Here is a 25,732-nt window from a genome sequence, read left to right on the forward strand (position 1 = left end):
TATCTATTTTTATGTTTTCCAGAACCATTTTCGGTTTACAAAAAAGAGGGTGATCAGCGAAACGATCCCCGTGAAAAGCAGGCCCTTCAATACTCCCAGCCAAACGTTCGCATCCATGGCCTTGTACACCGGCATCACGCCGCTGAGGTGCATGGCTGGTATGAGCAACAGGTTGCCCGCTACATATGCTACCATCGGGTTCCTGCCGTTGGCGGCCAGGTATTTTATCAAACGGTTGCAGTGGCCATAATACTCCAGGATGCTGAAACCCAATATCACCAGGAACGCCAGCCCGCCGGTCACGAAATAATAGCTGTAGTTGGAAGGGTCTTTTTTGATGCCGCCCTGCGTGCAGTCGAAGAACAGGCCCAGCCACAAAAGATACACACCGGCCTGCAGGTAGTTCATCCACGACGGAATGGGGCTCAGCATCTTCCGTGCAAGGAACAGCATAGCCGCTCCCACCGCGATGTTCAGCACAAGGTTCAATACCAGCTGCCGGTTGAAAAGGAACACGAGGTTGATAAGCACCAACGCCAGCGTACCGCCTGCTATGAGCTGCCACCTGCGCCTGTCTGCCCATGCATCGGCGGGGAGGGCCATTTGCAGCCACTCCCCGGCAAAGGTTCCGGGTATAATGATAAACAGGTATTTGAGATAATAGAACTTGTAAGCCCAGGGGAGCGGGCTCCAGTCGTACACCGCTTTGCCCCAGCTGTCCGGCGTTTGAGCGGAAAGGAACACGGCGGCGATGAACGGCAGCACGCCCAGCCGCAGCAGCGGCTGCTTTACAGTGAGCCACCAGGCGAGCGTGCCGAATAGCGCCATATTTGCCAGCACGATAATGATCACATCGCTGCGGGAAACGTCTGTCTTTTTATAATAAAGAAAAACGAATGCCAAAGCAAAAGCCACCAGCTTCGGGATCACGGACTTCATCCGGATGAACATAAAACATAACAGCACAAAAGCCGCAATGGACAGCAGGTATTCCGTTACACCCGGCGTACCGGACTGCACCCAGGCGCGGGCATGCAACGTGAAGATGGCGAAGAATACCAGCAGGGCAAACCTTTGCAGCATATGCCACAACAATTTATACACAGGCTCCTTCTCTTCTATTTTCTTCCGGAAAGCCAGCGGAATAGCAGCGCCCATGCTGAACAGGAAAAAAGGGAACACAAGGTCTACCCAGGTAATGCCCGGCAGTTCAGGGTTGAACTGGTGGTAAGGCGGCGGCGTTTGCGCATGATACATCCATGCCGGCAGTATGCCGAACGCAATGCTGCTGCTGAGCACCATGGCCAGTATGGCAAAGCCGCGGAGGGCGTCAAGACTGTTGCTTCTGTTCATAGTTGAATGGCATAACAAACTGCCGGCGAAAACCGGCAGTTCGCGGATCATGGCCTTGCTTTTAGTTCTTTAATCCTTCCTTCAGTTCTTTCCACCAGCCGTAATTGATGATATGCACAATATCGAAGACCATGGCGCCGCCTGATTTTGCACGGCACATTTTCATGGCTTTCACAAATTGTTCCGGGTGACCTTTATATTGTTCTACGTAAAGCCCCGCATACACGGGTATTTTGCCGCGGGTGAGCCTGTTCACCAGGTCAGCAGAGCCTTCCACGGTATACCAGTCTTCCGCGGCCTTTGTTTGCGCAGCTTCGGTACGGTTCACGCTGGCGGTGTCTATCCTGTCCTTCTCCGCTTTGGTCACTTCGAAATAGTAGTTGCCGGTGGTGAAAAGGTCCAGTGCTTCGGCGTAGGCGTATTTTTTATATTTCTTCGTGGCCCAGGAAAATTCTTTGGAAGGATCGTAGTCCTTGCTGGCCCAGTTCACGCCCAGTTCATAATACGTAGGGTACCAGCTGCCGGTGTAGTCTCCGAAACTGATCTTCGGGTTGGATTTTTTGATGACGCTGCGGGCTTCGTACACGAAATCATGGATCACCCTGGCACGCCATTCGATCCATTGGTTAAAGAGCGGGCCTTTAATTTTTTCCGGTTTTTCGCCTGTGGTGTAAGAGAGGATGTCTTCCGGCCAGCGGCTTATTTTTTTCCCGATATGCTTTTCGAACGCCTTGCGGGAATAGTCTGAAAAGTCCGTGGCCAGGGCATCGTAACGCACGCGGTCCAGGATGATGCCGTCCAGTTCGGGGTACATGGTTACCAGTTCTTTGAGGATAGACAGCTCATATTTCTGCACCTCCCGGTTGGCGGGGTTGAGCATGGCGGAATATTTGTTCTTCTGCTCAGTGATCTTCGTAAACCCTTTACCCGGCAGGTAACTGATAGTTTGCCAGCTGGCTTTGGAAGGATCGCTGTACACCACCCCGCGGTTGAAGTGATTGTGGCCGGCTACGAAAACGTTTGTGCTGGCATGCACTTTCAGGCCCAGGCAGTGGCCTTCTTCGAGAAATACGGTGAGCATGTCCCAGGAAAGGTCTTTCACCCCGCTTTCATATTCGCCTTTCCATTCTTTCATCACAGGCGCTATCCTGCTGGGGTACAACACTTCGCCGGTGATCGGCTTCAGGTCTACCACCACATCGGTCACGCCAGCGTCCTTCGATTTTTCCAGGTAATATGTAATGGAATCCCTGAAAGAAAAACGTTTGAAATTGGCCGTAGCGTCGAACCAGAGGATATTCTTGCGGGGATGTGCTTTCTGTGCATTGGCAGTAATGCCGCATCCCATCAGCATACACAGGCCCAGTGCTAATTTTTTGTATTTCATCTTATTCGTTTAGTCCGTTCGTTTTCATTGTAATTGCCCGGCAAAGTTGATACTGCGCCGGAAAGGATCAAGATAATGGTCGATAAGTACTGCGGTGGCGGCGCGGTTGAGCCTCATATCCGCAGCAGGTGTACCAGGTAAGGATAATTTTCCCCAATCGGCTTCCGCTTGTTGAAACGTTATTTTTTTCCCGCATTTTTCGAACAGCTCCAGCAGGAATTGCAGGGTGAGCGGTTCGCCGGAAGCGCCCCAGAAAGTGCGCAGCGGCTCGTAGTAGCTGCGCAGGCCTTCCACTACATCATAGCGTGAAGGGATCCGTTCCGGGTAAAACCAGGTTTGGTTCGCCCACTGGTAAGGTACGCCTGTGCCTTTGAGGATACCCGTTGCGCCAACGCGCTGGATGGCAGCGAAGTACGGGCTTTCCGCCGGCACGTCTATGAAAGGCATGATATAAGCTTTGCTGTCCAGCAGCGCCTGCTGCACATCGCGAATGGATACTTTACGCGGTTCTGTATTATGTTTCAACGCAGTGGCGGCCAATGCCCCGGCCGCCTGGCCAATGCCCAGCACGACAGGTTGCAGGCGGGTGGCGCCGTTCACGATATTGGTCACGCTAATGCTTTTCTCCGCTACAATGAGGCCGTCTGTATCCTTCGGCAAGAGGCTGCCCAGCGGCACGTTGTACGAAGGCACGCGTATTTTCACAAAGTCAATTTTCGGCGCGGAAGGATTTTTTTCGTGGTGATGATCGATGGTATAATCGCCAACGGCAATACCGGTGCGGTACAGCGGCTGCGGCTGTTCGTAGGGTTTGGCCACATGATTCACCGTGAGCAGCGCTTCTCCTTTCAGACGGCGGCTTTCGCGGTGATAAGGTATCATGGGCAGCTTGTCTGCAGTGGGGAACTCATCATCTGCAATGCCCAGGTTCTTATAGCCCAGCGCGTTTTGCAGGTAATAGATAAAACGAAGACTGTGGAGCTTTGCGGCTTTCAGCGCCTCGGCCCTTTCAGCGGGCGTTTTTTCGATGATGTTCAGGTAATAATCGTTGCCGCTTTTGGGCCAGTTGATCATGTATTTGTTGTTCGGAAGGCGGCCGTACTGCATCATCTTGTGGCAGTTATTGTCCGGCGAATCGAATGATGCGGGGTCGGACACGTCGCAGCTGTGCCTGAACTCCTCCGCGTTGTAGCCTTCCGGCTTGCGGATGGTTTTGTCGGCGCCTTTACCGTAATCTTTCAGCACCACCACATAGGTAAGGTCCTGGATGATGTCGTTGGACTGAGCAGGCGCCTGCGCTTCGCCGGTTTCGGCGGCGGCGTCCATGCCGATGTCGTATTTCGCGCCGGCGGCCGCCATTACATCGCCAAGCTCCGTGGCATCGATGACCAGTTTTGCTTCAATATAATAAGTCTTCCTTCCTTTTTGTACAGTTACCCGCCAGCGGCCATTCTCTTTTCTTATCGACTGAAACCTGGTCTGGTAGCTGATCTCCAGCTTCGGTTCCTTTGCGGCCATTTGCTTCAGGATATGATTGCCTACATGCGGTTCAAAAAGCGTATTGCTCACCCAGCCGGTGAAAACCTTTTCCGGGCCGCCGTAATAATGATACAGATGCGCACGGAATTCGCCCCAGAGGCCGGAAGGCATGCGGTGATTGCCGTCTATCGCCGATACGCCCGCAGATGTGAGCATGCCGCCGAGCCAGTCCGTTTCTTCTATAATAAACGCCTGGACGCCCATTCTAGCCGCCTGGATGCCCGCCATGGTACCGCTGGCGCCGCCGCCCACGATCAGCAGGTCCGTTTGCTGCTGGGCCTTCGCACTAAAAACCAGGCTGAATAATAATATTACACACTGAGTGCTGATGCGCATCCTTCTGTTCATTACGTGATCTAATTTTCCCCGGGCGCCGGCGCCCGCATTCATCCGGCGATATTGATTGACCGCTGTTGCACGGAACAGCAAAAAACGTGTAGGCGTTAGCGTTAAAAATTGAGATGGTATAAGGTGTACTATCTAATTCTTAAAATGACTCCACTAAATAAGAATAATTTTTATTAAAACACAAGTACTTTTTAATTTATTTTTTTAACTGCAAAATAATTAACCCTATTCTAACTTTAAGTTTAGGCTGAAAACAAAATCCTATTATTCCCTCTAAGGCAATTTTGGGTTTATAGCTGCTTCCTTTCCAAACCCTGGATTAAACAGAATTTGTTTTTAATTTTTTTTAAAAAGAATATATTTGTGGGAAGAATCATTTTAAAAACACCTTCCCCAACAATGAGTACTTTCTTTGAAGAACTGAATAATGAGACCCTGGGCGGAGTGGCTTACAAGAACCTGAGCCTGAAGAAAAAGATCATCGCATATTTCACCAATATCAATAATGCCACCATTGCGGACCTGGCGAAGGAGCTGAATGCCTCCACCCCTAAGGTAACCCACCTGCTGAACGAGCTGCTGGCGGAAGGGCTGGTGAACGATTACGGGAAGGTGGACAGCACCGGCGGCCGCAAGCCCAATCTCTACGGCATGGCTCCTGACGCCGGTTTTTTCATCGGTGTGGAAGTAAAAAAATACCATATTAATATAGGCCTGCTTGATTTCAAGCGCAACCTGGTCAAATTTTCGGAAAAGATCCCCTATGACCTGCAAAACACGGCTGCTTCGCTGGATGAACTGTGCAAGATCATCCTCCGCTTTACGGACGAGCTGCCAGTAGGCCGCGAAAAGATACTGGGCGTCGGCGTGAACCTTTCAGGCCGCATCAATTACGCCACAGGCTACAGCTACAGCTTCTTCCATTTCGATGAAGAGCCGCTGAGCAAGGTGATAGAAGCGCGCATCGGCATCAGGACCTTCCTTGAAAACGACTCCCGCGCCATGGCCTACGGCGAATTCAGCAGCGGTACGGTGAACAATGAAAAGAACGTGCTCTTTGTGAACCTGGACCATGGCATTGGCCTCGGCATCCTCATCAACGGCCAGTTGTATTACGGCAAATCCGGCTTCGCCGGCGAGTTTGGCCATATCCCTTTCTTCAACAACGAAGTGATCTGCCATTGCGGCAAAAAGGGCTGCCTCGAAACCGAAGCCTCCGGGCAGGCGCTGGTACGCAAATTCCAGGAAAAGCTAAAAGCGGGTTTCTCCACCGTGGTGATGCGCAAACACAAACAACCGGAACAGATCACGCTGGCAGACATCATTCATGCCGCCAACAACGACGATATGCTGGCCATTGAGCTGGTAGCCGAGATCGGCGAAAAGCTGGGCAAAGGCATTGCCATGCTCATCAACCTGTTCAACCCCGAACTGGTGATCCTCGGCGGCAGCATCGCCACCACCGGGGATTACATCCGCCTGCCCATCAAAAGCGCCATCAATAAATATTCCCTCAGCCTGGTGAATAACGATACCCAGCTGGTGCTGTCGCGCCTCGGCGAAAAGGCCGGCATCATCGGCGCATGCTTATTGGTGCGCAACAAACTGCTGTACCCCGGCAATAACTGAGATAATTTCCTTCCAGGGCTTCCCGATGCATAACTTTCTGTGTACCTTGTGCATATGAGCAATCCGGCGCAATCCCTGTATCAGAAAATAGCAGCACTGGAAAGAATGGGGGAAGAATTTCCTGCTGTTATCATTGTCCACAACCTCGATACACAATCTGTAGAGTATATGTCGCCCAAAGGGCAGGCCATCCTGCAAACTAACATGGCCGAGCTCCGCGCCATGGGGCCTGAATACCATCACCGTTTTTTTAATCCGCAGGAAATGGATGATTACCTTCCCCGCATCATGCAGCTCATCAACGAGAACCGCGACGATGCGTTCGTGTCTTTCTTTCAGCAGGTGCGCGCGCATCCCGGGCTCGACTGGGAATGGTACCTGAGCGCCACGCGGATATTCATGCGCAACGAAAAAGGCATGCCCACCCATTGCATTACGCTGGCCATGCCCATCCATCCTGAACATCACATCACCGTAAAAGTGAACCGGCTGCTGGAAGAAAATAATTTCCTCCGCAAATACAAACAGGTGTTCGCCGCGCTCACGCACCGCGAAAAGGAAATACTGCGGCTGATGGCATTAGGCAATAATTCCGCGGATATCGCGGCCACGTTCAATATCTCAGAAAAAACGGTGTCCACGCACCGCCGCAACATCAAGAACAAACTCAACGCGCAATCCTCTTACGACATCACACGTTTCGCGCAGGCATTTGACCTGATCTGACCGGGATTTATCATTATATTGTGGTTATGACCACATCCTTCCTGCAGGTACTGCTGTCTCTCGCAGCGGGCATTGGCCTCATTGTTTTGCTGACCGTACGGTTCAGGGTACACGCTTTTTTTGCGCTGTTCCTCGCCTGTTTTGTGGTAGGACTGGGCGTTCAGCTATCCTTCGCGGATATCATCAACACGATGAAAGACGGGTTCGGGCACATCCTGCGCAACCTGGGCTTTATCATCATGCTGGGCACCATGCTGGGCGTGATACTGGAATACACCGGCGCCACGCGGGTAATGGCGGCTGCCATCCTGAAGATCGTGGGAGAAAAACGGGCGGCGGCGGCCATGGGGATCACAGGTTTTATCGTGGGACTGCCAATTTTCTGCGACTCGGGATACATTGTACTGAGCGGGCTGAACCGTTCCGTAGCCAGGCGCAGCGGGGCTTCCATCCTGGTGATGTCTGTTTCGCTGGCGGCGGGCCTGTATGCCGTGCATTGCCTGATACCGCCGCATCCCGGCGCTACGGCTGCCGCGGGCATTATCGGCGCCGATATCGGGAAGCTGATACTCACCGGCGCGCTGGTAGCTATTCCCGCCGCGGTGGCGGGCTGCTGGTGGGCGGCGTTTATGGGGAAACGAATACCTGTTGCGGATAATTCCGAAGATCACGAACCGGAGGAATTGCCGGATACGCCCGCCTGGAAAGCGTTCCTGCCGATCATACTGCCCATTGTGCTGATTGCCATGGGCGCTTTTACCGACCTGAAAAAAGGAGGCGGCGTGCTGCATGTGCTGGGCGACCCGGTGATAGCCCTTGCAGTGGGCGTATTGCTTGCTTTTTATACGGGGAAAGATTGGAAACGCGCAGCTGTAAGTCACCTGATGACCGAAGCCGCCGAAAAAGCCGGCGGTATTCTCGTGATCATCGGCGCGGGCGGCGCTTTCGGCGCTATACTTGCCACCACGAAGATCGGCGATCACTTTTCCTCCTCGCTGCAACTGGGCCACATCGGCATCATATTCCCCTTCCTGCTTGCCGTATTGCTGAAAACCGCGCAGGGCTCCAGCACGGTAGCCATCATCACCGCCGCGTTCATCATACAGCCATTGCTGCCCGTGCTCGGGCTTGACAGTGATATGGGCCGCCTGTTGTGCATGCTGGCGCTCGGGGGCGGTTCCATGATGGTGTCTCATGCCAACGACGCCTATTTCTGGGTGATCAGCAAATTTTCCGGCCTGGAGATGAACCCTATGCTGAAAGTTTACTCCGGCGCAACAATTATCATGGGGGTGGTCACTTTTGCCATAGTTTACGTTCTATCGATTTTCATGCTGTAAAACGGCGGGCCTAAACAAAAATGGCTTATATTTGATGCCCTTTTGTTTTTTGACCACTCGCCTAACTTACGCTGAACGCCATGCCTGCACAATACACACTCACAGAAAACAAATTCCGGCATACGGAAGAGCATGCCGATTCCGAAGTAATGACCGCTTCATTCGAAGGGGTAAGCATCATTTTCGCCAGCGGGTTCCAGCAGAAGGAAGTGAAAAGGGAAGACGACCGCACGGAACCTTTCCTGGACATGTATTTCTGCCTGGAAGGCAGCAGCAGGGCGCATTCTTACGACAACCCCGTGTCGCCCACGCTCGGCGACGCGCAGCATACGATCTTCTACACGCCTGAATTCCACGGGTATTACAGCATCAGCAGCCCGGTGATCAGGCTGCTGAGCATTGAAATGAAAGAACCATTCTTTGAACGGTTCATGTCCGACGAAAACGGTTTTTCGGACCGTTTCTGGGACAGCGTGCGCAACGGCGAGGCCGCCAGCCTCACTTCCCGGCCCATGCCCGTTACCGGCCGGCAGATGGCAGCCATATCGGACCTGCAATATGGCCGTTACAGCGGTTTTATGAAACAGCTTTTCCTGGAATCGCGCATCACAGATATCTTTTTGCTGCAGATGGAACAGGCGCAGCAATTGCAGGGCCTGCGCCCGCCGCGCATCAGGCAGGCGGACCGGGAAAGATTGTACGCGGCGCGGGAATTTGTAAAGGATCATATGCTGGAACCCTTTTCCCTGCTGGAAGTAGCGCGGTATTGCGGGCTGAACGACTTCAAGCTGAAGAAAGGCTTCAGGGAATTGTTCGGCACCACCGTTTTTGGTTATCTTAACGAACTGAAAATGAACCATGCCCTCCAGTTGCTCAGGAATACCTCCCATTCGGTATTCGACGTAGCGGATTCACTGGGGTACAGCGAAACGGCTAACTTTTCCAAAGCATTCAAAAAACATTTCGGACAATTACCAAAAGATATAAGGCACCATGACTAACATACAGGTTATAGCATTCGACGCAGACGATACGTTATGGGTGAACGAGCCCTATTTCCAGGAAACGGAACAGCAGTTCTGCGCCCTGCTGGAAGATTACCTGCCCATGCACTCCACCTCGCAGGAGCTTTTCAAGACGGAAATGGCCAACCTCCCGCTTTACGGCTACGGCATCAAAGCCTTTATGCTGTGCATGATCGAAACGATCATCCGCGTAACGAACAACACCGCCAGTCCTGAGCTGATCATGAAAGCCATCGAAACGGGCAAGGAAATGCTCAATAAACCCGTGGAGCTGTTGGAGGGAGTAGAAGATGTACTGAAGGCTTTGAAGGGAAAATACAGGCTCGTAGTGGCCACAAAAGGCGACTTGCTGGACCAGGAACGGAAGCTGCTCAAATCAGGCCTCTCCCATTATTTCCATCATATCGAGATCATGAGCGACAAACAGGAGAAAGACTATCAAAAGCTCATCCGCCACCTGGACTGCAAGCCGGAAGAATTCCTCATGATCGGCAATTCCCTCAAATCAGACATAATGCCCGTGCTGGCCATCGGCGGGCATGCGGTGCATATTCCCTACCATGTTACCTGGACCCACGAAAAAGTGGACCATCATGTGGAACATGAGCAATTCCGCCAGTTGAACACTATTTCAGAGATCTTACCCGTATTGTTGGCATGAAACAAAAATTAGACCTCCAGCAATGGTCCCGCCGGGATCATTTTAATTTCTTCAGCCGGTTTGAAGAGCCGTACTTCGGTCTTTGCACTGAAGTAGACTGCACGCACGCCTACGATGCGGCCAAAGCGCAGGGTGTTTCCTTCTTCCTGTATTACCTTCACCGCTCGCTGAAAGCAGCCAACCAGGTAGCGCCTTTCCGCTACCGGATCACTGACGGGGAAGTGTGGGAATATGACGCGGTGCACGCCTCTCCCACTATCAACCGGCCGGACGGCACTTTTGGTTTTGCTTATATGGATTACCATGAAGACTTTGCCGTATTCCTGGCTTCCGCGCAGCAGGAAATAGAAAAAGTGCAGCAAAGCACCGGCCTCATCCCCGCGGTATCCGGCGAGAATGTGATCCACTATTCTTCCATTCCCTGGGTAAAATTCACGGCACTGTCGCATGCGCGCAGCTTTTCTTTTAAGGACAGCATTCCCAAGATCTCTTTCGGAAAAATGACGGAAACGGCCGGCCAGCGCAGCATGCCGGTGTCTATCCACGTGCACCATGCGCTGATGGACGGGTATCATGTGGGCCAATACCTGGAATGTTTCCAGGAGCTTATGATGCAGTATTGAACACGAGTTTATCTGCCAATGCAAGCTCATCGAGGCTGATGGTGTGCGCGCGGCCGGGATACAGCTGCAGCGTTACTTTCGCGCCCATAGATTCCATGATGGCAACAGTTTCTTCGACCCTTTTTACCGGCACATGCGCGTCCGGATCGCCGCTGCCGATGAACACCGGCGTTTGTTCAAAACTTCCTTTATAATTTTCAGGATAGATGCGGTCGCCAATGAGACCGCCGGTGAAAGCCGCTACCCCTCCGTATTTCGAGGCATTACGCGTTACAAATTCCAGCGTAAGACAGGCGCCCTGCGAAAAGCCGGTGAAGTAAATATTTTCTTTCATTATCCCTTCCGCAACAATATCGTTCACCACTTCTCCCAGCACCGCGATGGCAGACGACAGCCAGGGCTCGTTCTGTGCGGGCGGCGCCAGGAAAGAATAGGGGTACCAGGTGTTGCCGGAGGCTTCCGGCGCTACCAGCGCAAAATCTTTTACGGCCAGGTGATCCGCCAGCGTGAGGATATCTTCCGCGCTGCCGCCCCTGCCGTGTACCAGCACGAGCGCACGTTTTGCTTCGGATAATTTTTTTCCGCCTGTAAATATCTTCTTCTGATGCATATCACCTGAAATTATTGATGTTAATGAAAACCGGCGGCAGCGACTGGTCGAGCTCAGGGCGCATGGGCTCATATTGCGGCGGTAGTTTCAGCGCTTCCCCGAGATGTTCCTTTGTTTCATCGATGGCAAAGCCGGGGCCTGAAGTGGCTACTTCGAACAATACGCCGCCGGGTTCGCGGAAATAAATGGAGGTGAAATAGCTGCGGTCCAGGATAGGTGTGGGATTCATCATGCGCAGCTTTTCGCGGGCCGCTTCCTGCGTTGCGTGATCGGGTGTTGCAAAAGCGATGTGATGCACGGTGCCTCCACCGCCAAGACCACGCAGGCTGTCCGGGGAGCAGAGGATGTCCACATAATTCCCCGGCGAATCGGTGGCCGCGAAACGGAAGCGGTTGCCGCTTTCAGCGATCAGCTTGTGATCCATCTGTTCTGTGAGCAGCGCGGCTGTTCTTTCGTATCCTTCTTCCCATATCTCCACGTTGTAAAACCCTTTGATGGCATGCTCCACGGGGATATGGCCGTATGTGAAACCGGGGCGTGCGTCTGCGTCGTTGAACACCAGCTCGAGGCCCAGGCCGTCATGATCTTCAAAATATATCACTGTTTCCTTTTCAAACCTTTCCTGCGGCGGCTTTGCGGTAACGCCGAATTTGGCCAGCCTTTCCTGCCAATAACCCAATGAAGCCACAGGAACGGAAAAAGCGGTGGTGTTCAACATTCCCTTGCCACGGCGGCCTTTGCTGATGCCCTGAAAAGGAAAAAAGGTGAGTATGCTGCCGGGATTGCCCGCCTCGTCTCCATAATAAAAATGATACACATCGGGTGCGTCAAAGTTCACGGTTTTCTTTACCAGCCTGAGCCCCAGGATGCCGGTATAAAAATCAATGTTCTTTTGCGAGCTGTCGGCCATTGCCGTAATGTGGTGGATGCCGGTGATCAGTTGTCCCATAATGTATGCGTGAATTTGTGCGGGAATATAGTCAAAACAAGCATCCCGCAGGGTTTGTTCGTTTTTATGTACATCAGGGCAAAGATTTTATACAACAGAAAAGGACGGCGCGGGTAATGCAACCCGGCCGCCCTGGATTAGCCTGATCTTAAATGATCACCCGCTTCTTCTTACTTTGAAATGGCCCGATATTTTACGCTCAACGGCAAACCTGAAAGGGCAACTGCCGAATTCCCGGTAAAGCGTACAGCTGAATTCTCCCTCCAGGTATTCCACATTATCCGAGCTGGTCAGCTTAATGAGGGTAACGGAACCGGGGGAAACAACCGGGTTTGCATCGCAGGGATACCAGCGGTGGAAATACGCCTTGTTAGGCCCTTCAACAAATACCCCGACGGCTCTGCCGGGATCATCATCTACCCTGAAGGGATAACTTCTCTCGATCTTACCGTTGATATAACCTGAAAAGGTAAGTGTTTTGCCATCCTCAAAGATGCCCTGCACGATAATCAGGTCGTCTGCACGCGTAAAGTGAATTTTCTCCGGATGCAGGCTAAAAGCGGCGCCATCCAGCTGCCCCCTGAAATAGGTTTCTTCGCCGATCATTACGTCTTCCCAGATAATGGCCTTTCCGGTGCCGCCCGTGCGCTGCCGGTACTGCGGAGGAATAAAATTCCATACTTCCACGCTGATGCGAACTGGGTTTTTCTGCGGTACTCTTGCAGGAGCGGTGTAAGTAGCGTTCACCTTGTTTGCCCCAGGTTTCAGCGCGCCTTCACCGGATAATTTCCAGTTCCGGATATTGGCCGGGTTCTTCAGCGGGCCTATGTCATAGATCTCCAGCGGATGCGGTTTTTCAACGCCAAGCGGCGGTATCGCGAAGGGGCTCCACAACATACATTCAACACTATTGCCGGGCTTTACCGTTCTGGGCACTGTGAGCTCGAATTCCGCAAAAATACCCCAATCGCTGAAATGCGTGGTTTCCACGGTGAGCTTGCGAGCTGTTTCATCGATCGCGGTGAGGGGATCGTAACGCCAGATGCCGTCGTTGCTTTGGAAGGCCAGGAACAGTGCCTGCGGGGCGGTTCCTTTAAGGTCTTCATCGTTGTACTGCATCGTGAGCGTTACTGGTTTGGTAAAAGTCACATTCTCGGGCAGCAGCCTGTAACCCTTGCCGGGACTGTGCGGCAGCGTTTTGGTAACAGGCTGCATGGAAAACACCGTGGCGGCGGCCACTGCGCCGGGAGGCACCGTAAGCGTAAGCCGCCCGCTCTCTATGGCCAGTGTGCCGCCTTCCGGCCCGATGGTTTTCTGAGCAGGATCACCGTCCGGCGTGCCTTTGGGGTAAACGGTGCCTTTGGATGGAAGGTCCGGCTGCGGTGCATCGTCCTTCGCGGATTTCTTACAGCTGAAAACCGCCATGAGCATAAGCAGGGTAATGATCCGGGGGTTGAATATCTTTTGCATTTTTTGGGGTGATTATTTGACGGCAAAGGAACAGCAAATCCATTCCTGCAAAAGATACAATTCACGACAAAACCAGTGGGATCGTTGTCGTAATGAAAAAGGGCCGCCTTACGCCTGTAAAGCAGCCCCGGTCTATATTCTAAATGAATCAGATACCCCGGATGAACTCGCGGATGCTGAGGCGCGGGCGCTGCAGCAGCCTTTCCAGCATGTCGTCCGTTTGTGAGAATTCTTCCGCTTTGATGCTGTGGGCCATGCTCATATAAAAGTCGATCTCGGAAACGGGCATTTCAAATTTCACCAGCTCCGCCCGGTAAGCGTCTGCCGGGATGTCGAAATACGCGGCATCCATGGCTTTTTCAGCGCGCAGCAGGTCTGCAATGTCGCCAAAGCTGCAGGCTTCGCTGCCGGTGATATTGTATACATTGTTCCGGTGGCCTTCGCTGATAAGCACATTGGCAAGCGCTTCCGCGATATCGGGCCTGAACACGAAGCTCACTTTGCCCGCGCCGCCGGGATAATATACCTGCCCGTCTTCCATGGCGCTGCCGATGAACAGGGGGATGGTCTCAAAATACATGCTGTTCCTGAAAATGGTGTAATCCATGCCGGAAGCTTTAATGGCGCGCTCTGTATTGTTGCAGGTGCGGGCGGCCAGGAAATGTACGTCCTCGCCTGGTTTCAGCGTGCTGGTGTATACGATGTGCTTCACGCCCTGGTCCTTCGCGGCCTGCACAACATTGCTTTCTTCGCGCATGGCCGGTTCCCCGTAACTGGCGGTTGATATCTGCAACACTTTGTCTGCATTTTCGAATGCCTTTCGCAGCGAGGCGGGGTCATTATAATCCGCTACCCGCACCTGTACGCCTGCATCCGCCAGGTCCTGCGCTTTTGCAGCGTCCCTGACTACCGCCACGATATTGGCGGGCGCTGTTTTTTTCAGTAAAAATGAAATAGTGGCTTTGCCTAAATTGCCGGTGGCTCCTGTAATTGCTATCATGGTTTGTAAATTTTATGATACAAAACTAGGACGGCGGTAAGCGGGAAAATAGAACAAAACCGACAGGGGCAATATTTTTTTAACGCGGCATTACTTTCCGGTAACCCAGCTCTGCCCCGCCGCTTACCGGCATTATATGCCCGGTTATAAAACGGGCTTTGTCCGACAACAGGAACACACAGGCGTCTGCGATCACATCCGCCTCGGGGCAATAACCCAGTAAATGGATATTATTAAGATAATCCTCGCCGGAAGCGCCGTTGCTTTGTTCCCTGCTCCATTTCCGCAGCATGGGTGTCCATACGCCGGCGGGGGCCACGGCGTTCACCCTTATCTGCCAGGCGGCATAGTCGATCGCCATGGATTTCGTGAGCGCATCCATAGCGCCTTTGGTGGCTGAATAGGCGGCATGGTTCTCCTGGCCGATAGTGCCCACCAGGCTGCTGGTATTCAGGATGGAACCTTTCGTCTGCTTCAGCGCTTCAATTCCAAACCGGCAGGTATGAAACACGCTTTTCAGGTTCGTATCCAGCACCTGCTGCCATTCTGCTTCGCTGGTTTCGTGCAGCGGCTTGGAGGGCTGGGCAATGCCCGCGTTATTGTGAATGGCGTCTATCCGGCCATAACGTTGCAGCGTTTTGCGGACAGCCTCTTTCACATCATCAGCGTTGGTGACGTCGCAGAAAATCCCCAGGTGATCCATTCCCAGTATTTCCATGGTGTGATCCAGCGACCCGCGGTCGTTTGCAGCCACTACCACTTTTGCGCCGCCTTCCGCATATTTGAGCGCGCAGGCATGCCCTATGCCCATGGAACCGCCGGTCAGCAGTATTATTTTATCTTTCAGCTGTTGCATAAGTTGTTCGTCCTAATCTGTGTGAAATACTTCTTCCATGTCTGTCCACGTTTTGCCGGCTGCCGCCGCTTCGGGCAGCGGCTGCTGGCAGGGCGCGGTTTCTTTCCACCAGCGCTGCGTCAGCGTATCGGCGGCCATCTTTTTCATGTCCGCTTCAAAATCCTTCCCGGTATATTCGAAATAGCTGAAGAGGTAATATGCGCTGTCTATCTTTTGCAGGTAGATCGAGTAATTCCGGATGTTGCATTCCCGGATGGTCTTGAGCACGCCCGGCCAGGCTTTGGCGTGCAGTTCTTTGTAATAGGCCATCTTTTCCTGCTTCAGGCCGGTAACGGAACCGAAGCGCCGGGCCTTTGTATCCGTGCTGCAAGCCTGTGCTACAGCCAGCAGGCTTATGCAAATGAAACCCAATAAATATTTCCTGTTCATCATCTATTATTTAAAAACGATGTATAATACGATCATCAGGGTAAGCAGCGCGGCAGACAATACCTTGTAGTTCGCAAGGCCGCGCCAGCCTGGTGAGCGAAGCGGGTCCAGCGGCGAACGCCAGAAAAGCGCGGCGCTTTCTGCTGTGTGCCGCACGGGATAACGGAATGACAATAATACCTGCAGCACTGCGCAAAAACAAAAGAGATAAAAGGCCATCATCATAAACGGCACCTGCGCCAGCGCTGTAAATGGATAGAGTTTATTCACGGCAAACACCGCCACGCCCAATGCGGAGCCCGCCCACAAGGTATACCTGGCAGCCCTGGCGGAGGCTTTCTCCCAGAAAATGCCGAGCACAAAAACGCAGGTAATAGGCGGCGCAATATGCGCGATGATATCATTGAGGCCCACGAAAATACTTTCATAACTGTTCAACAGCGGCAATAAGGACAAGGATACCAGCAGCGCCCCTCCCGCCACCAGCCGGCCCGTCCTGACGAGTTTCTTATCGCTTGCCGAAGGATGGTAGCGCTGGTAAAAATCATAGGTCACAATGGTTGAAATGGAATTCAGCGCGCCGGACACCTGGCTCATCAGCCCTGATAAAAGCGCGGCCACCAGGATGCCGGTCAGCCCGACAGGCAGCAGCTGTGTGATCATGAGCGTATAAATGCCCTTACTTTCCACTACTTCCTTCCCGTTGATGAATGTGGTAATACTGCTTAAATCGAGGAGTCCTGATTTTGCCAGGGTATATGCCAGCAACCCGGGTAACACGAAAATGAACACCGGCAATATCTTCAGGAAGCCGCAGAACAATGCGCCCGTGCGGGCATGATCTTCGCTGCGCGCGCCGAGCAGCCGCTGCACGATCGTCTGGTCTGCACACCAATACCAGATACCGATCACAGGATACCCAAGAAAAACGGCGTACCATGGCATATTGCTGCTGTCGCCATGCGGTTTCAGCATAGACAGGCGTTCCATTTCACCTCCTGCCGCGAGCACGGCCGTCATGTTATTCCATCCGCCCATCCGGTAATAGGCGGCAATGCTGATGATCACCGCGCCGGCCAGCAGTACCACGGTCTGTATCGATTCGGTGATCACCACGGCTTTAAGGCCACCCGTGATCGTATACACCGCGGTGATCAGCGAAATAATGATCACGCTGAGGTACATGTTCATCCCGAACAATGTTTTCAGCACAATACCGCCCGCCAGCATGGAGAAGGCAATATGCACAACAATGGCAGACACGACGGAAATACCGGCCAGCCAGTCACGGCAGGCTTTGTCGTACCGCCGTTCGAGGAAATCGGGCAGGGTGGAAACGCCCGAGCGGATATAGAATGGCGCGAAAAGCAATGCTAATCCTACCAGCACAAAAGCCGCCATCCATTCAAAATTTCCGTTCAGTAAGCCTGAATCGAATCCGCTCTGGGCAAGACTTACGAGATGCACGGTAGAAATATTCGTAGCAAACAGCGCCAGCCCGATAGCCGGCCATTTAAGGCTTTTACCCGCGAGGAAATATTCGTTGGCGCCCGCGCGCCCTTTCATGCCCACCCACAGGCCAATGGCCAGGATGGCGAGGATATAAAGAGCGGCGATCGTGAGGTCCAGGTTACTTATCATAGCGGGTGTGTTTATGCTTTCAGGTCGCAGCTGCTGCCGATATCAGTGGGTGTGATGTACTTTCCATCCTGTATGTTCACCGGGTGCACAAAATGCTCTTTCAGGTGAGGGATATGCTCCAGGAAAAGGGCTTCATGCCCTATCGCGATGTGGTTGAACAGTACGAGGTGCTGGTGCAGCTGTCCCATATCGCCTACATGCGGCACCACCGGCACGCCGTATTTACGGCACAGCAGGCTGATGGTGATGAATTCGCTGACGCCGCCCACGCGTACGGCGTCTACCTGTATAAACCCGGCAGTGGCCATTTGCAGGTAGTTCTTGAAGATGATCCTGTTGGGCACATGTTCTCCAAGGGCCAGCTTCGTGGGCGCCAGTTGCTCCGCAAGCACCCTGTGCGCCAGGATGTCATCTGGATGAGTAGGTTCTTCTATCCAATATGGTTGCATGGACTGCAGCGCTTTACAGACTTCCAGCGCGCGGGGAAGCGTCCATTGCTGGTTTGCGTCCAGCATAATGCGGGCATGGCCGCCGGCCGCTTCGCGCACGATGTGCGCCCGCCTGATATCGCGCTCGGCATCTGCCGACCCCACTTTCAATTTCATCGCTGTAAAACCTTTGTCCACGGCTTTTTTGCAATTTTCCCGCACCTCTTCGTCTGAGTAGTTGAACCAGCCCACGGAAGTATCATATCCCGGGTAGCCGGTGACGGTGATCTGTTCGCGGTCTTTCCTGCTATGCATGTGATCTTCCAGGAGCGCAAGAGCGTCTTCCTTCGTCATTACATCTTCCAGGTAAGAAAGGTCCAGCGTTTGTACGATCTCCGCGGGGCTGAGGCTGGTAAGCAGCTTCCAGAGCGGGAGCCCTCTTTTTTTCGCCCAAAGGTCGAAACAAGCGTTGGTAACGGAGGCCAGCCCGAGATGCACAACACCTTTGTGCGGGCCGAGCCAACGGAATTGCTGTTCGTTGGAAAGCTGCAGGAAAATATTCCCGAAGTCTGCCATTATTTCTTCAATATCCTTCCCCTGGAGCCGGGCGGCGTAAAACTGCGCAGCCCTGCACACCAGGTCGTTCCCTTCGCCCAGGGTAAAGGCAAAACCGGTTCCTTTTATCCCGCTGCTGTCGTGCAGTTCGGTAACTGCGTAGGAATATACCGGGTCGCGGTGAATAGCATCGCTGCCTGCGCCCTTGTTCAGCGGGAACCGCCTGTCGTAAACTTCGATCTTCTTTATCATAACAGGAATTAGAATCCGCTAAGATATCTTTGAAACACGACCTGTAAAATAGAGTATTCGCCAACCTTGATGGATTATCCGGTTTTACAGGAGCGGTACTCACATCTCCGGATTTTTATTTACTTTTAGACGCAACCCAATGCCAGCAAGCATTCTGCCATGAGTTGCCAAAACATTACATTAGACCGGCCAGATTATAACATTATTTTTAATGCATACGCTTCCACAGAAAAGAAAGGATGGGTTCGAAGGGCAAAAGCTGATCAGCCTGCCCAATACAGTGTATAAAACCAATCCTCCCTTTCACCAGATCTATATCACACACATCGGTTATTTTCCCAAAGCAGCCTATCATTACCGCGAGCGACGCAATGGCTGTGCAGACAATATCCTGGTATACTGCCTGCGCGGCAAAGGCTGGTTCACCATCGGCAACAAACAATACCCTGTAGGCCCGAACCAGTTCATCCACATCCCGGCTACCACACAGTATTTGCGCTATGGAGCGGATGACAATGATCCCTGGACGATCTACTGGGTGCATTTCACCGGCCCCGATATGAACGCTTTCAACACCATGTTGAAGATCACCGAGCGCGACGGGGCCAGGGATATCGCTTTCAATGAAAAATCCATCCAGATATGGGGGAATATTTATGAAAGCCTTGAAATGGGCTACAGTAAAGACAACCTGATGAATGCCAATCTCTGCCTGCATCATTTCCTGGCTACTTTCCTGTACCCGGACAAACACATAAAACAAACGGATACCGCCGCCCCTGATATGGTCACCGAAACCATCCTCTACATGCGCGGCAGGCTGGACGAAAAACTGGCGGTAGACGATCTCGCCCTGCGGTACCAGCTTTCCCATTCCCATTTCTCCAACCTGTTCAGGAAAGCAACCGGCATGTCTCCTATAGATTATTTCATTCAACTGAAGATCCAGAAGGCATGCCAGCTGCTGTACGACGCTTCCATCAAGATCAAGGACGTTGCGAAGGCGATCGGGTACGACGACCCTTATTACTTCTCCCGCCTGTTTAAGAAACTGATGGACGTATCGCCCGAACAGTACAGGTTACTAAGGAAAAAGAATGACTAGCGTCTTTCGTTATATATGCCGAACTCGCCGATGGCGGGCGGCCTTTTATAAGATCTGAATTTTATCCTCACCCTGTCTCCCCACACCCTGCTGAACCGGTGCACCTTGATCCTTGCGGCATTCGAGCCTTCCGCCAGTGGGTACCATTGGTTGTTCACACGGTATTCCAGCGTATATGCGGAAACGTTAGCCCTGTTCTCGGTGATCACGATCGTATTGAAGCCGGTTTCTTTTTTAAGATCTATTTCCAGCCAGGGTTCTTTTATGCTGCCGTGGGAATGCCAGTTGGTGCTGAAATCGTCGTCGTTGGCAAAGTCCATCAGGGCCATGTCGTTGCTCCAGCTGGAATTGGCCGCGGCTCCTTTGGCGAGGTTCGGTGAAATAACAGGCGCGTCAAAAGCAGGCAGCTGCGGCAGCGTCGAAGGACGTTTGTACAGGCGGCCAATTTCTTTCAATGCCGCCACTGCATTATCATCGATCAGGCCGTCGCGGTTGGGCGCTACGTTCAGGATGAAGTTGCAGTACGCCTGGTTGAAAGGCACCAGGTTCTCATTCACCAGCTTTCCGGCATCCTTTACGGGCGTTGTCGGGAAAGAAGGTTTCCAGAACCAGTTCTGGTTGATCGGCAGGCACGACAGGGCAGGCAGGCGGTTGCTTTCTTTCGAAATGTGCTGGCCGGCTCCCTGTTCATACGATTTGATGTCTGTATAAAACAATGCTTCAGCAGGATATTTGGCGGCATTCAGGTCCATTACCAGGCAATTGGGCTGAATAGATTTTATCAGGCGGTAGATTTCTTCAAACGGCACATCGTTGTATGAAATACGTGACCATGGGGCGTCCCAGCCGTCTATGATCAGCGCGTATATTTCGCCGTAATTGGTGAGCAGCTCCGTCAGCTGTGCTTTGACCATCCGGATATGCTCAGGCGTGATCTGCCCGGGGCGCAGCTTATGATGCGTGTCAAGAATGGAATAGTAGAGCATTACCTTGAGGCCCTGCTTGCGGAATGAGTTGGCGTATTCTTTTACCACATCGCGTTTCAACGGGCTGTTCATCACGTTGTACGGCGTCGTTTTGGTGTCCCATATCGCAAAACCGCTGTGGTGTTTGGTGGTGAGGCAGCCGTAAGACATATTCGCTGATTTTGCGGCCTCCGCCCACTGATCGGTATTCAGTTTACGGGGATTGAAAATGGAGGGAGACGCGTCCGGGTCCGCCCAGTCGTCTTCCATGTAAGTGGGAATGTTGTAGTGGATGAACATGCCAAAGGCCAGATCCACAAACTCCTGTTGCAGCTGCGGCAACGGTTTTGCCGTTTTGTTTTGCGCCATGCCTGTCAGGAAGCTGAAAGCGAGCGCCGTCAATAAACTAAGCTTTAATGGTTTCACTATGATCGGTATTTATTTTTTCCAGAAAGTAATCTCGCTGATGTTGCTGTAATAAGCATCACCACTGGCAACGCTTATCACGCGGATGCGAATGTAACGCACCGCCGGCGTGCCGTCGGGAAACGCGGTTTTGAAAGGCGCAACGCCGTCGTCTGCGCGGTTCACTTCAGCGAGCAGCTTCCAGCCTTTCGCCAGCGACTCCTCTTTCCAGCCGGGCGCGTTAGACGGTGTGGTGGTGGCCGCGCCCGTCAGATCATTGATCCCCCATATCTCGAACCGCACGGGGTTATTGCAGCAATCCCTCCCGATGATTTCGAATTGCGCCAGCCCTTCATACACCTGCCCCAGGTCGAATGTAAAATGATGCGGCAGCGCCGTGCTGGCGTCGCTGTGGAAGATAGCAGGGTAGCCGGTGGGCACGGTGTTGCCGTTCCAGAGGTTGCTCAGGCCGGTGTTGCTGCCGTAGGTGCCCACATCATTCGGCAGGCGCAATGCGGCGAAAAGACTTTTATCGAGCGGTGAAATAATATTGGCCAGCGAATCCGGCCCGGCCGTGTAGAAAGTGTCTACCGCTGCGCGCACGGGCACATAGCCTGATTGATAATATATCTTCGTTCCCGCCTTGTAACCGTCCAGCCGGATGGAACTTTCCTCAGGCCCGATATTCGCGGTGCGCACGGCGCCGTCTGTAGCGGTAAAGCGGATCCTGGTGCCGGTGTTGATCGTATCAGGCGTTTCAAAATACAGTACGATGCCGCCGGGCACCAGCTCGTATGGCCTGGCCGTATTCAGGAAGCGGTTCGTGAGGCTCTGCCGGTAGCTGTCTCCATATACCTTGATGTTGTTCACCTCGATGGGAATGGAGCGGTTGCCGGCTTCGTCGTAGGAATAAACGGTAAATGAATAGGTGTATTCCACCAGGCCGGAAACCGTTACTGCTACGGTATCCTGCGGTGCGTGAGAGTTGGCTGCCACTTCCGTGGAATCGGCGCCGTTATTCCAGAATATCCGGTATTTGCTCACGCTGGGGTCGGGGCTGGGGAGCCACGACAGCCTTACGCGGTAGTTGCCGGGCGCAGCATTGATCTTGTCCGGCAGGCCGGGGTAAATTTTTTCTTCGCCCTGCAGGTAATCGCGGTATTTGGTGGCTTCTTTGGTGCAACCGTAAAAAAGCAGCAGGAGAAGTGCGGAAATTATATTCAGTTTCATTTGATCAGCTTTTAAGGTTAGTTGGTATTTCCCCAGAAGGATAATTCCATCACGTGTGCGAAGTCTGCGTTACCCCAGGTGTTTTTCACGGCGAGGCGGATGAACTTCACCCGCGGCGCGTCCAGCGGTATGTTGAATTCAAATCCTGCTTTCACGGCGGCGAGATCGGCCGGGGTAGTTTGCCCGGGCGGGTTGCCGGATGGCGGCGGCGGACAGTCGAAGTTCCCGAGGTTCACCCAGTCGCCTACCACATCGCCGTAATTGGAATTCAGCGGCAGTTCTGCATCACGCGGAGCGGCGGCGCTGGAACCCCACAGCGTCCATTGTTTGGGATTACCGTGGCCGTAGGAATAATCGTTGCCATAGGCTTCGCCGCGTTCCCATATTTTATAACGGCTGAGTTTTACGCCGGCGCCCATGCTGAAAGTGCATATCTGCAACGGCTTGCCCTGACCTGCTTCTGTATGCCATCCCGGGTCGGTGAGGATATTGTCCCACAGGCGGGCGGTATTCCAGCCCAGGCCGGTGGCGCCCAGCGGGGAGTCGCTGGCGAGACGGTATTCGGAGAAACGTTCTTTCGGCACCAGTGTTTCGTAGATGGGTTTGATAGCCTGGATGAGGGTATCGGAAATATTACCCCAGCGGTCTGTGATATAGACGCCGAAACGGTGTTCCAGCGTATCGAATCCGCGTACGCTGAAGTTGATATTTTCCGCTTCCGTGTAATATTGCTCTACGGGCAGCATTTTACCGGTTGTTTCATCGTCGGTGATCACGATCACACCGATAGCCTGCTTCTTCGTATTGCGCACGGCAACATTCACACCGCCGAAATCCCGCTGGATCGCAACGGTACCGAATGCTTCCAGGTACGACGGCGTTTGCGGCTCCACTTTCACCACCACCGGCTCCGACCTCACTTCCGCCCTGGACACGGCATACAACGTCACATCATATATCGCGCTCTTTTCAAACCCGTCCACGCGGATCGTGTCTGTGTAATAGGACGCTTTGGACTGGCGCTGCACCCTGTCATTGATGCGGTACTCCGCCATCACATACAGCAGGTTCTTTGATTTAGGCAGGGTGTAGGAGATCAGCGCGCCGCCTGCATAGTTGGTCACCTGTACATTGGTTACCTGGCCCGGTCGTGTCGGGTCCTGCAACACGATATCGTTGAAGCTGTCTTTTCTCCCGCAGGAAAAAAAGAGCACGGCCAGGCAAATGAATTGGAAAGTATGTTTTGCTATTTGCATAGTATTATGTCTTATGGATTACCAATAAGGATTCTGCACCAGGTTGGGATTGATGATCAGCCCATCGTTCTTGATAGGCCAGAGATAATCTTTGAGGCCGAATACGGGAACGGCGAGGTTGCGCTGGCGGTAATACCCCGCGGGATCGGATTCCTGGATGCTCCAGCCCTGCAGCGGGGAACTTAACACCTGCTGCATGATCTTCCACCGGCGGAGGTCCCATCCTGCGCGTCCTTCAAAGCACAGCTCTATCCTTCTCTCCTGCTGGATGATCTGGCGCATGCCTTCTTTTGTCTGTATCTTCCCGGGATTGGTGGAATAAGTATTCCACGACTCCGCCACTCCTTTCAGCCCGGCTCTTTCCCTCACCATGTCCACATACTTAAAAACATCCGGCGAAGGCCCGTTCACTTCGTTCAATGTTTCCGCATACAACAGGTACAAACCCGCGAGACGGATCAGGGGAATACGGAAACCGCTGCCCACCACCTCCGTACCGAATACGGATTGATAGTTGACCAGCTTCACCGGCCAGTAACCGGAAACGTTGATACGGATATTGTCCTTCGGTCCCGCCATAGACGTGTTACCACGGGCCTGCACGTAGTACATATCCTCTGGATTGGTACGCCCGTTCCCGAAATAATTGCTGCCGTCGAAAGCCAGCGCGGCATAGAAGCGTGGCTCGCGGCCCATGTGCATTTTAATGGTCTGATAACCCGCGCGGAGATGATACTTTTCTTCCGCAGGCACGGGCATGATGCTGTACCTGTTGCGGAAATCGTAAGTACGATCTTCGTTGATGGGCACGCCATTGGCGGAGTAAAACAGTTCCGCCATAACGATCGGCACGGCAAAATTTCCGGGTGCGCCGCCCATGTTCTGCACCATTTCGCTGGTAAGCCGGGGCATCGCCATATTCTGGAAACCGAACTCAGGGTTCAGCGCCCAGATCACTTCAGGATTCAGCTCCCATTTTTCGGTAATGCTGCCGCGGATGTCCATCACCTTTTTTAACGGCTCCGGCAGTGCGGGCAAATTACCCGGCGCAATGAAGCGGTACAATTCCGAACCCCGTGCTTCGCAGGCTGTTATGGCCTCGCGGCAGGCTTCCATGGCGTCTCTCCACTTGCCTGCATCGTAGGAGGCAGGGAACAGCAGCGTGCCGTTCTTATCCTTGAAACCTGCATAGTCAGGATTGCCGTTAAAGAAAGGACTGGCCCTGGTGGTGAGCACTTCGGCTTTTACAGACAGTGCGGCGAGCTGCGTGATCCTGCCGAGGCCCTGCGCATTGTCCTGTATCACCGGCGGAAGCCCGGGGATGGCTTCGTTAAGGAGTTCTGTGATGTAGTTGAATGCGGAATCTACCGGCTGACGTTTTACCCTTACTTCTTCGGTACCTGCATTGATGGGGAGATTTTCGCGTATAAGCGGAACAGGCCCGTACATCCGCAGCAGGTAATAGTGATAATATGCTTTCAGGAATTTCACCTCAGCCACCCAGCGGTTCCTTTCGTATTGCGGGAGATCAGCCGGTTTGTGGATATTCTCCAAAAAGATATTGCAGCGGCGGATGGCTTTGAACAATGGCTGGCCCAGCTGCTCGCCGTCCCAGTAGTTCAGCGCGGGCCGGTCTGCCGTTTGCGTACCGCGGATCAGGTGGAAACCCATTTCATTGTCGCGGCTGCCCAGCGTGGCTTCCGTTAATGTGCCGGGGAAATAGATCTCGCCGGAAGTGGTAAAAGCCGGATCGCTGATGGAACGGCTCATTGATTGTAATGTGCTGTAGCAGGTGAACAGGTAGTTCTCAGCCTCATTCCTGTTCCTGAAAGCATAGTCAATAGTCGCCACATTGTCCGGCGTTACATCCAGGTATTTTTTGCAGGATGCAGCAGCAGATGATATTAAGATACCGATCAATAATCTGGTTAAGTGTTTCATTTGGTTGTT

The 25,732-nt window shown here is 53.0% G+C and carries 22 protein-coding genes; 7 read left to right on the top strand and 15 right to left on the bottom strand.

The genetic code is table 11. The features are described 5' to 3' along the window. Window positions 1-9: 9 nt before the first annotated feature. The 3 genes from R3I13_RS14775 to R3I13_RS14785 all read right to left on the bottom strand — a co-directional run bounded on the left by R3I13_RS14775 (window position 10) and on the right by R3I13_RS14785 (window position 4,627). Window positions 10-1,353, bottom strand: coding sequence for a DUF5009 domain-containing protein (locus R3I13_RS14775; RefSeq protein ID WP_346318739.1), 1,344 nt, complete (start codon window positions 1,351-1,353; stop codon window positions 10-12). 61 nt (window positions 1,354-1,414) lie between these two features. Further along, a complete protein-coding gene (locus R3I13_RS14780) occupies window positions 1,415-2,740 on the bottom strand; it encodes an alpha amylase family protein (RefSeq protein WP_346318740.1) in 1,326 nt (441 codons plus the stop codon). 24 nt (window positions 2,741-2,764) lie between these two features. Continuing rightward, complete coding sequence (locus R3I13_RS14785; protein ID WP_346318741.1) at window positions 2,765-4,627, bottom strand: FAD-dependent oxidoreductase; 1,863 nt, start codon at window positions 4,625-4,627, stop codon at window positions 2,765-2,767. A 399-nt stretch (window positions 4,628-5,026) separates the two neighbouring features. Here R3I13_RS14785 and R3I13_RS14790 point away from each other — a divergent pair, with 399 nt between their 5' ends. The 6 genes from R3I13_RS14790 to R3I13_RS14815 all read left to right on the top strand — a co-directional run bounded on the left by R3I13_RS14790 (window position 5,027) and on the right by R3I13_RS14815 (window position 10,631). Beyond that, entirely contained in the window at window positions 5,027-6,256 is a 1,230-nt protein-coding gene (locus tag R3I13_RS14790; RefSeq protein WP_346318742.1) for an ROK family protein, read from the top strand. Between the two features lie 54 nt (window positions 6,257-6,310). Continuing rightward, window positions 6,311-6,982, top strand: coding sequence for a helix-turn-helix transcriptional regulator (locus tag R3I13_RS14795; RefSeq protein ID WP_346318743.1), 672 nt, complete (start codon window positions 6,311-6,313; stop codon window positions 6,980-6,982). A gap of 26 nt (window positions 6,983-7,008) precedes the next feature. Next, window positions 7,009-8,322, top strand: a complete 1,314-nt coding sequence (locus R3I13_RS14800) for a GntP family permease (protein ID WP_346318744.1) — start codon at window positions 7,009-7,011, stop codon at window positions 8,320-8,322. Window positions 8,323-8,402: 80 nt separating this feature from the next. Then, the gene (locus R3I13_RS14805) at window positions 8,403-9,323 is read left to right on the top strand and encodes an AraC family transcriptional regulator (protein ID WP_346318745.1); all 921 of its coding nucleotides are present in this window, start codon (window positions 8,403-8,405) and stop codon (window positions 9,321-9,323) included. Further along, on the top strand, window positions 9,316-10,008 hold the full coding sequence (locus tag R3I13_RS14810; protein ID WP_346318746.1) for an HAD family hydrolase: 693 nt from the start codon (window positions 9,316-9,318) through the stop codon (window positions 10,006-10,008). Before R3I13_RS14805 ends, R3I13_RS14810 begins: the two co-directional genes overlap by 8 nt. Continuing rightward, on the top strand, window positions 10,005-10,631 hold the full coding sequence (locus R3I13_RS14815) for a chloramphenicol acetyltransferase (RefSeq protein ID WP_346318747.1): 627 nt from the start codon (window positions 10,005-10,007) through the stop codon (window positions 10,629-10,631). The genes R3I13_RS14810 and R3I13_RS14815 overlap by 4 nt, the downstream gene beginning before the upstream one ends. Here R3I13_RS14815 and R3I13_RS14820 read toward each other — a convergent pair. From R3I13_RS14820 to R3I13_RS14855, 8 genes are all read right to left on the bottom strand, one after another. Further along, window positions 10,615-11,241 (bottom strand): dienelactone hydrolase family protein, encoded by a 627-nt coding sequence (locus R3I13_RS14820; RefSeq protein ID WP_346318748.1) that lies wholly within the window; start codon window positions 11,239-11,241, stop codon window positions 10,615-10,617. The two genes, R3I13_RS14815 and R3I13_RS14820, sit on opposite strands and share 17 nt — an antisense overlap. 1 nt (window position 11,242) lies before the next feature. Beyond that, complete coding sequence (locus R3I13_RS14825) at window positions 11,243-12,190, bottom strand: ring-cleaving dioxygenase (RefSeq protein WP_346318749.1); 948 nt, start codon at window positions 12,188-12,190, stop codon at window positions 11,243-11,245. Between the two features lie 156 nt (window positions 12,191-12,346). After that, window positions 12,347-13,660 carry a hypothetical protein gene (locus R3I13_RS14830; RefSeq protein WP_346318750.1) on the bottom strand — a complete coding sequence of 438 codons (1,314 nt, stop codon included), beginning with the start codon at window positions 13,658-13,660 and terminating at the stop codon, window positions 12,347-12,349. A 148-nt stretch (window positions 13,661-13,808) separates the two neighbouring features. Further along, complete coding sequence (locus R3I13_RS14835) at window positions 13,809-14,660, bottom strand: SDR family oxidoreductase (protein ID WP_346318751.1); 852 nt, start codon at window positions 14,658-14,660, stop codon at window positions 13,809-13,811. 79 nt (window positions 14,661-14,739) lie between these two features. Then, window positions 14,740-15,516: an SDR family oxidoreductase gene (locus R3I13_RS14840; protein WP_346318752.1), complete on the bottom strand. Its 777-nt coding sequence runs from the start codon at window positions 15,514-15,516 to the stop codon at window positions 14,740-14,742. Between the two features lie 12 nt (window positions 15,517-15,528). Continuing rightward, window positions 15,529-15,945 (bottom strand): L-rhamnose mutarotase, encoded by a 417-nt coding sequence (locus R3I13_RS14845; protein ID WP_346318753.1) that lies wholly within the window; start codon window positions 15,943-15,945, stop codon window positions 15,529-15,531. 6 nt (window positions 15,946-15,951) lie between these two features. Continuing rightward, window positions 15,952-17,586, bottom strand: coding sequence for a sodium:solute symporter (locus R3I13_RS14850; protein WP_346318754.1), 1,635 nt, complete (start codon window positions 17,584-17,586; stop codon window positions 15,952-15,954). A gap of 11 nt (window positions 17,587-17,597) precedes the next feature. Further along, a complete protein-coding gene (locus tag R3I13_RS14855; protein ID WP_346318755.1) occupies window positions 17,598-18,821 on the bottom strand; it encodes an enolase C-terminal domain-like protein in 1,224 nt (407 codons plus the stop codon). 211 nt (window positions 18,822-19,032) lie between these two features. On the opposite strand from R3I13_RS14855, the gene R3I13_RS14860 reads away from it, so the two are divergent. Further along, entirely contained in the window at window positions 19,033-19,926 is an 894-nt protein-coding gene (locus R3I13_RS14860; RefSeq protein WP_346318756.1) for an AraC family transcriptional regulator, read from the top strand. Here R3I13_RS14860 and R3I13_RS14865 read toward each other — a convergent pair. From R3I13_RS14865 to R3I13_RS14880, 4 genes are read right to left on the bottom strand one after another with little or no spacing between them, the layout of a single operon-like run. Next, complete coding sequence (locus tag R3I13_RS14865; RefSeq protein ID WP_346318757.1) at window positions 19,923-21,317, bottom strand: alpha-L-fucosidase; 1,395 nt, start codon at window positions 21,315-21,317, stop codon at window positions 19,923-19,925. The two genes, R3I13_RS14860 and R3I13_RS14865, sit on opposite strands and share 4 nt — an antisense overlap. Before the next feature lie 12 nt (window positions 21,318-21,329). Further along, window positions 21,330-22,526, bottom strand: coding sequence for a DUF4998 domain-containing protein (locus R3I13_RS14870; protein WP_346318758.1), 1,197 nt, complete (start codon window positions 22,524-22,526; stop codon window positions 21,330-21,332). Between the two features lie 17 nt (window positions 22,527-22,543). After that, a complete protein-coding gene (locus tag R3I13_RS14875) occupies window positions 22,544-23,782 on the bottom strand; it encodes a DUF4959 domain-containing protein (RefSeq protein ID WP_346318759.1) in 1,239 nt (412 codons plus the stop codon). Window positions 23,783-23,800: 18 nt separating this feature from the next. Continuing rightward, complete coding sequence (locus R3I13_RS14880; RefSeq protein WP_346318760.1) at window positions 23,801-25,723, bottom strand: RagB/SusD family nutrient uptake outer membrane protein; 1,923 nt, start codon at window positions 25,721-25,723, stop codon at window positions 23,801-23,803. Window positions 25,724-25,732 lie beyond the last annotated feature (9 nt).

Source organism: Chitinophaga sp. YIM B06452, assembly GCF_039655965.1.
In the GTDB taxonomy this organism is placed as follows: Bacteria; Bacteroidota; Bacteroidia; order Chitinophagales; family Chitinophagaceae; genus Chitinophaga.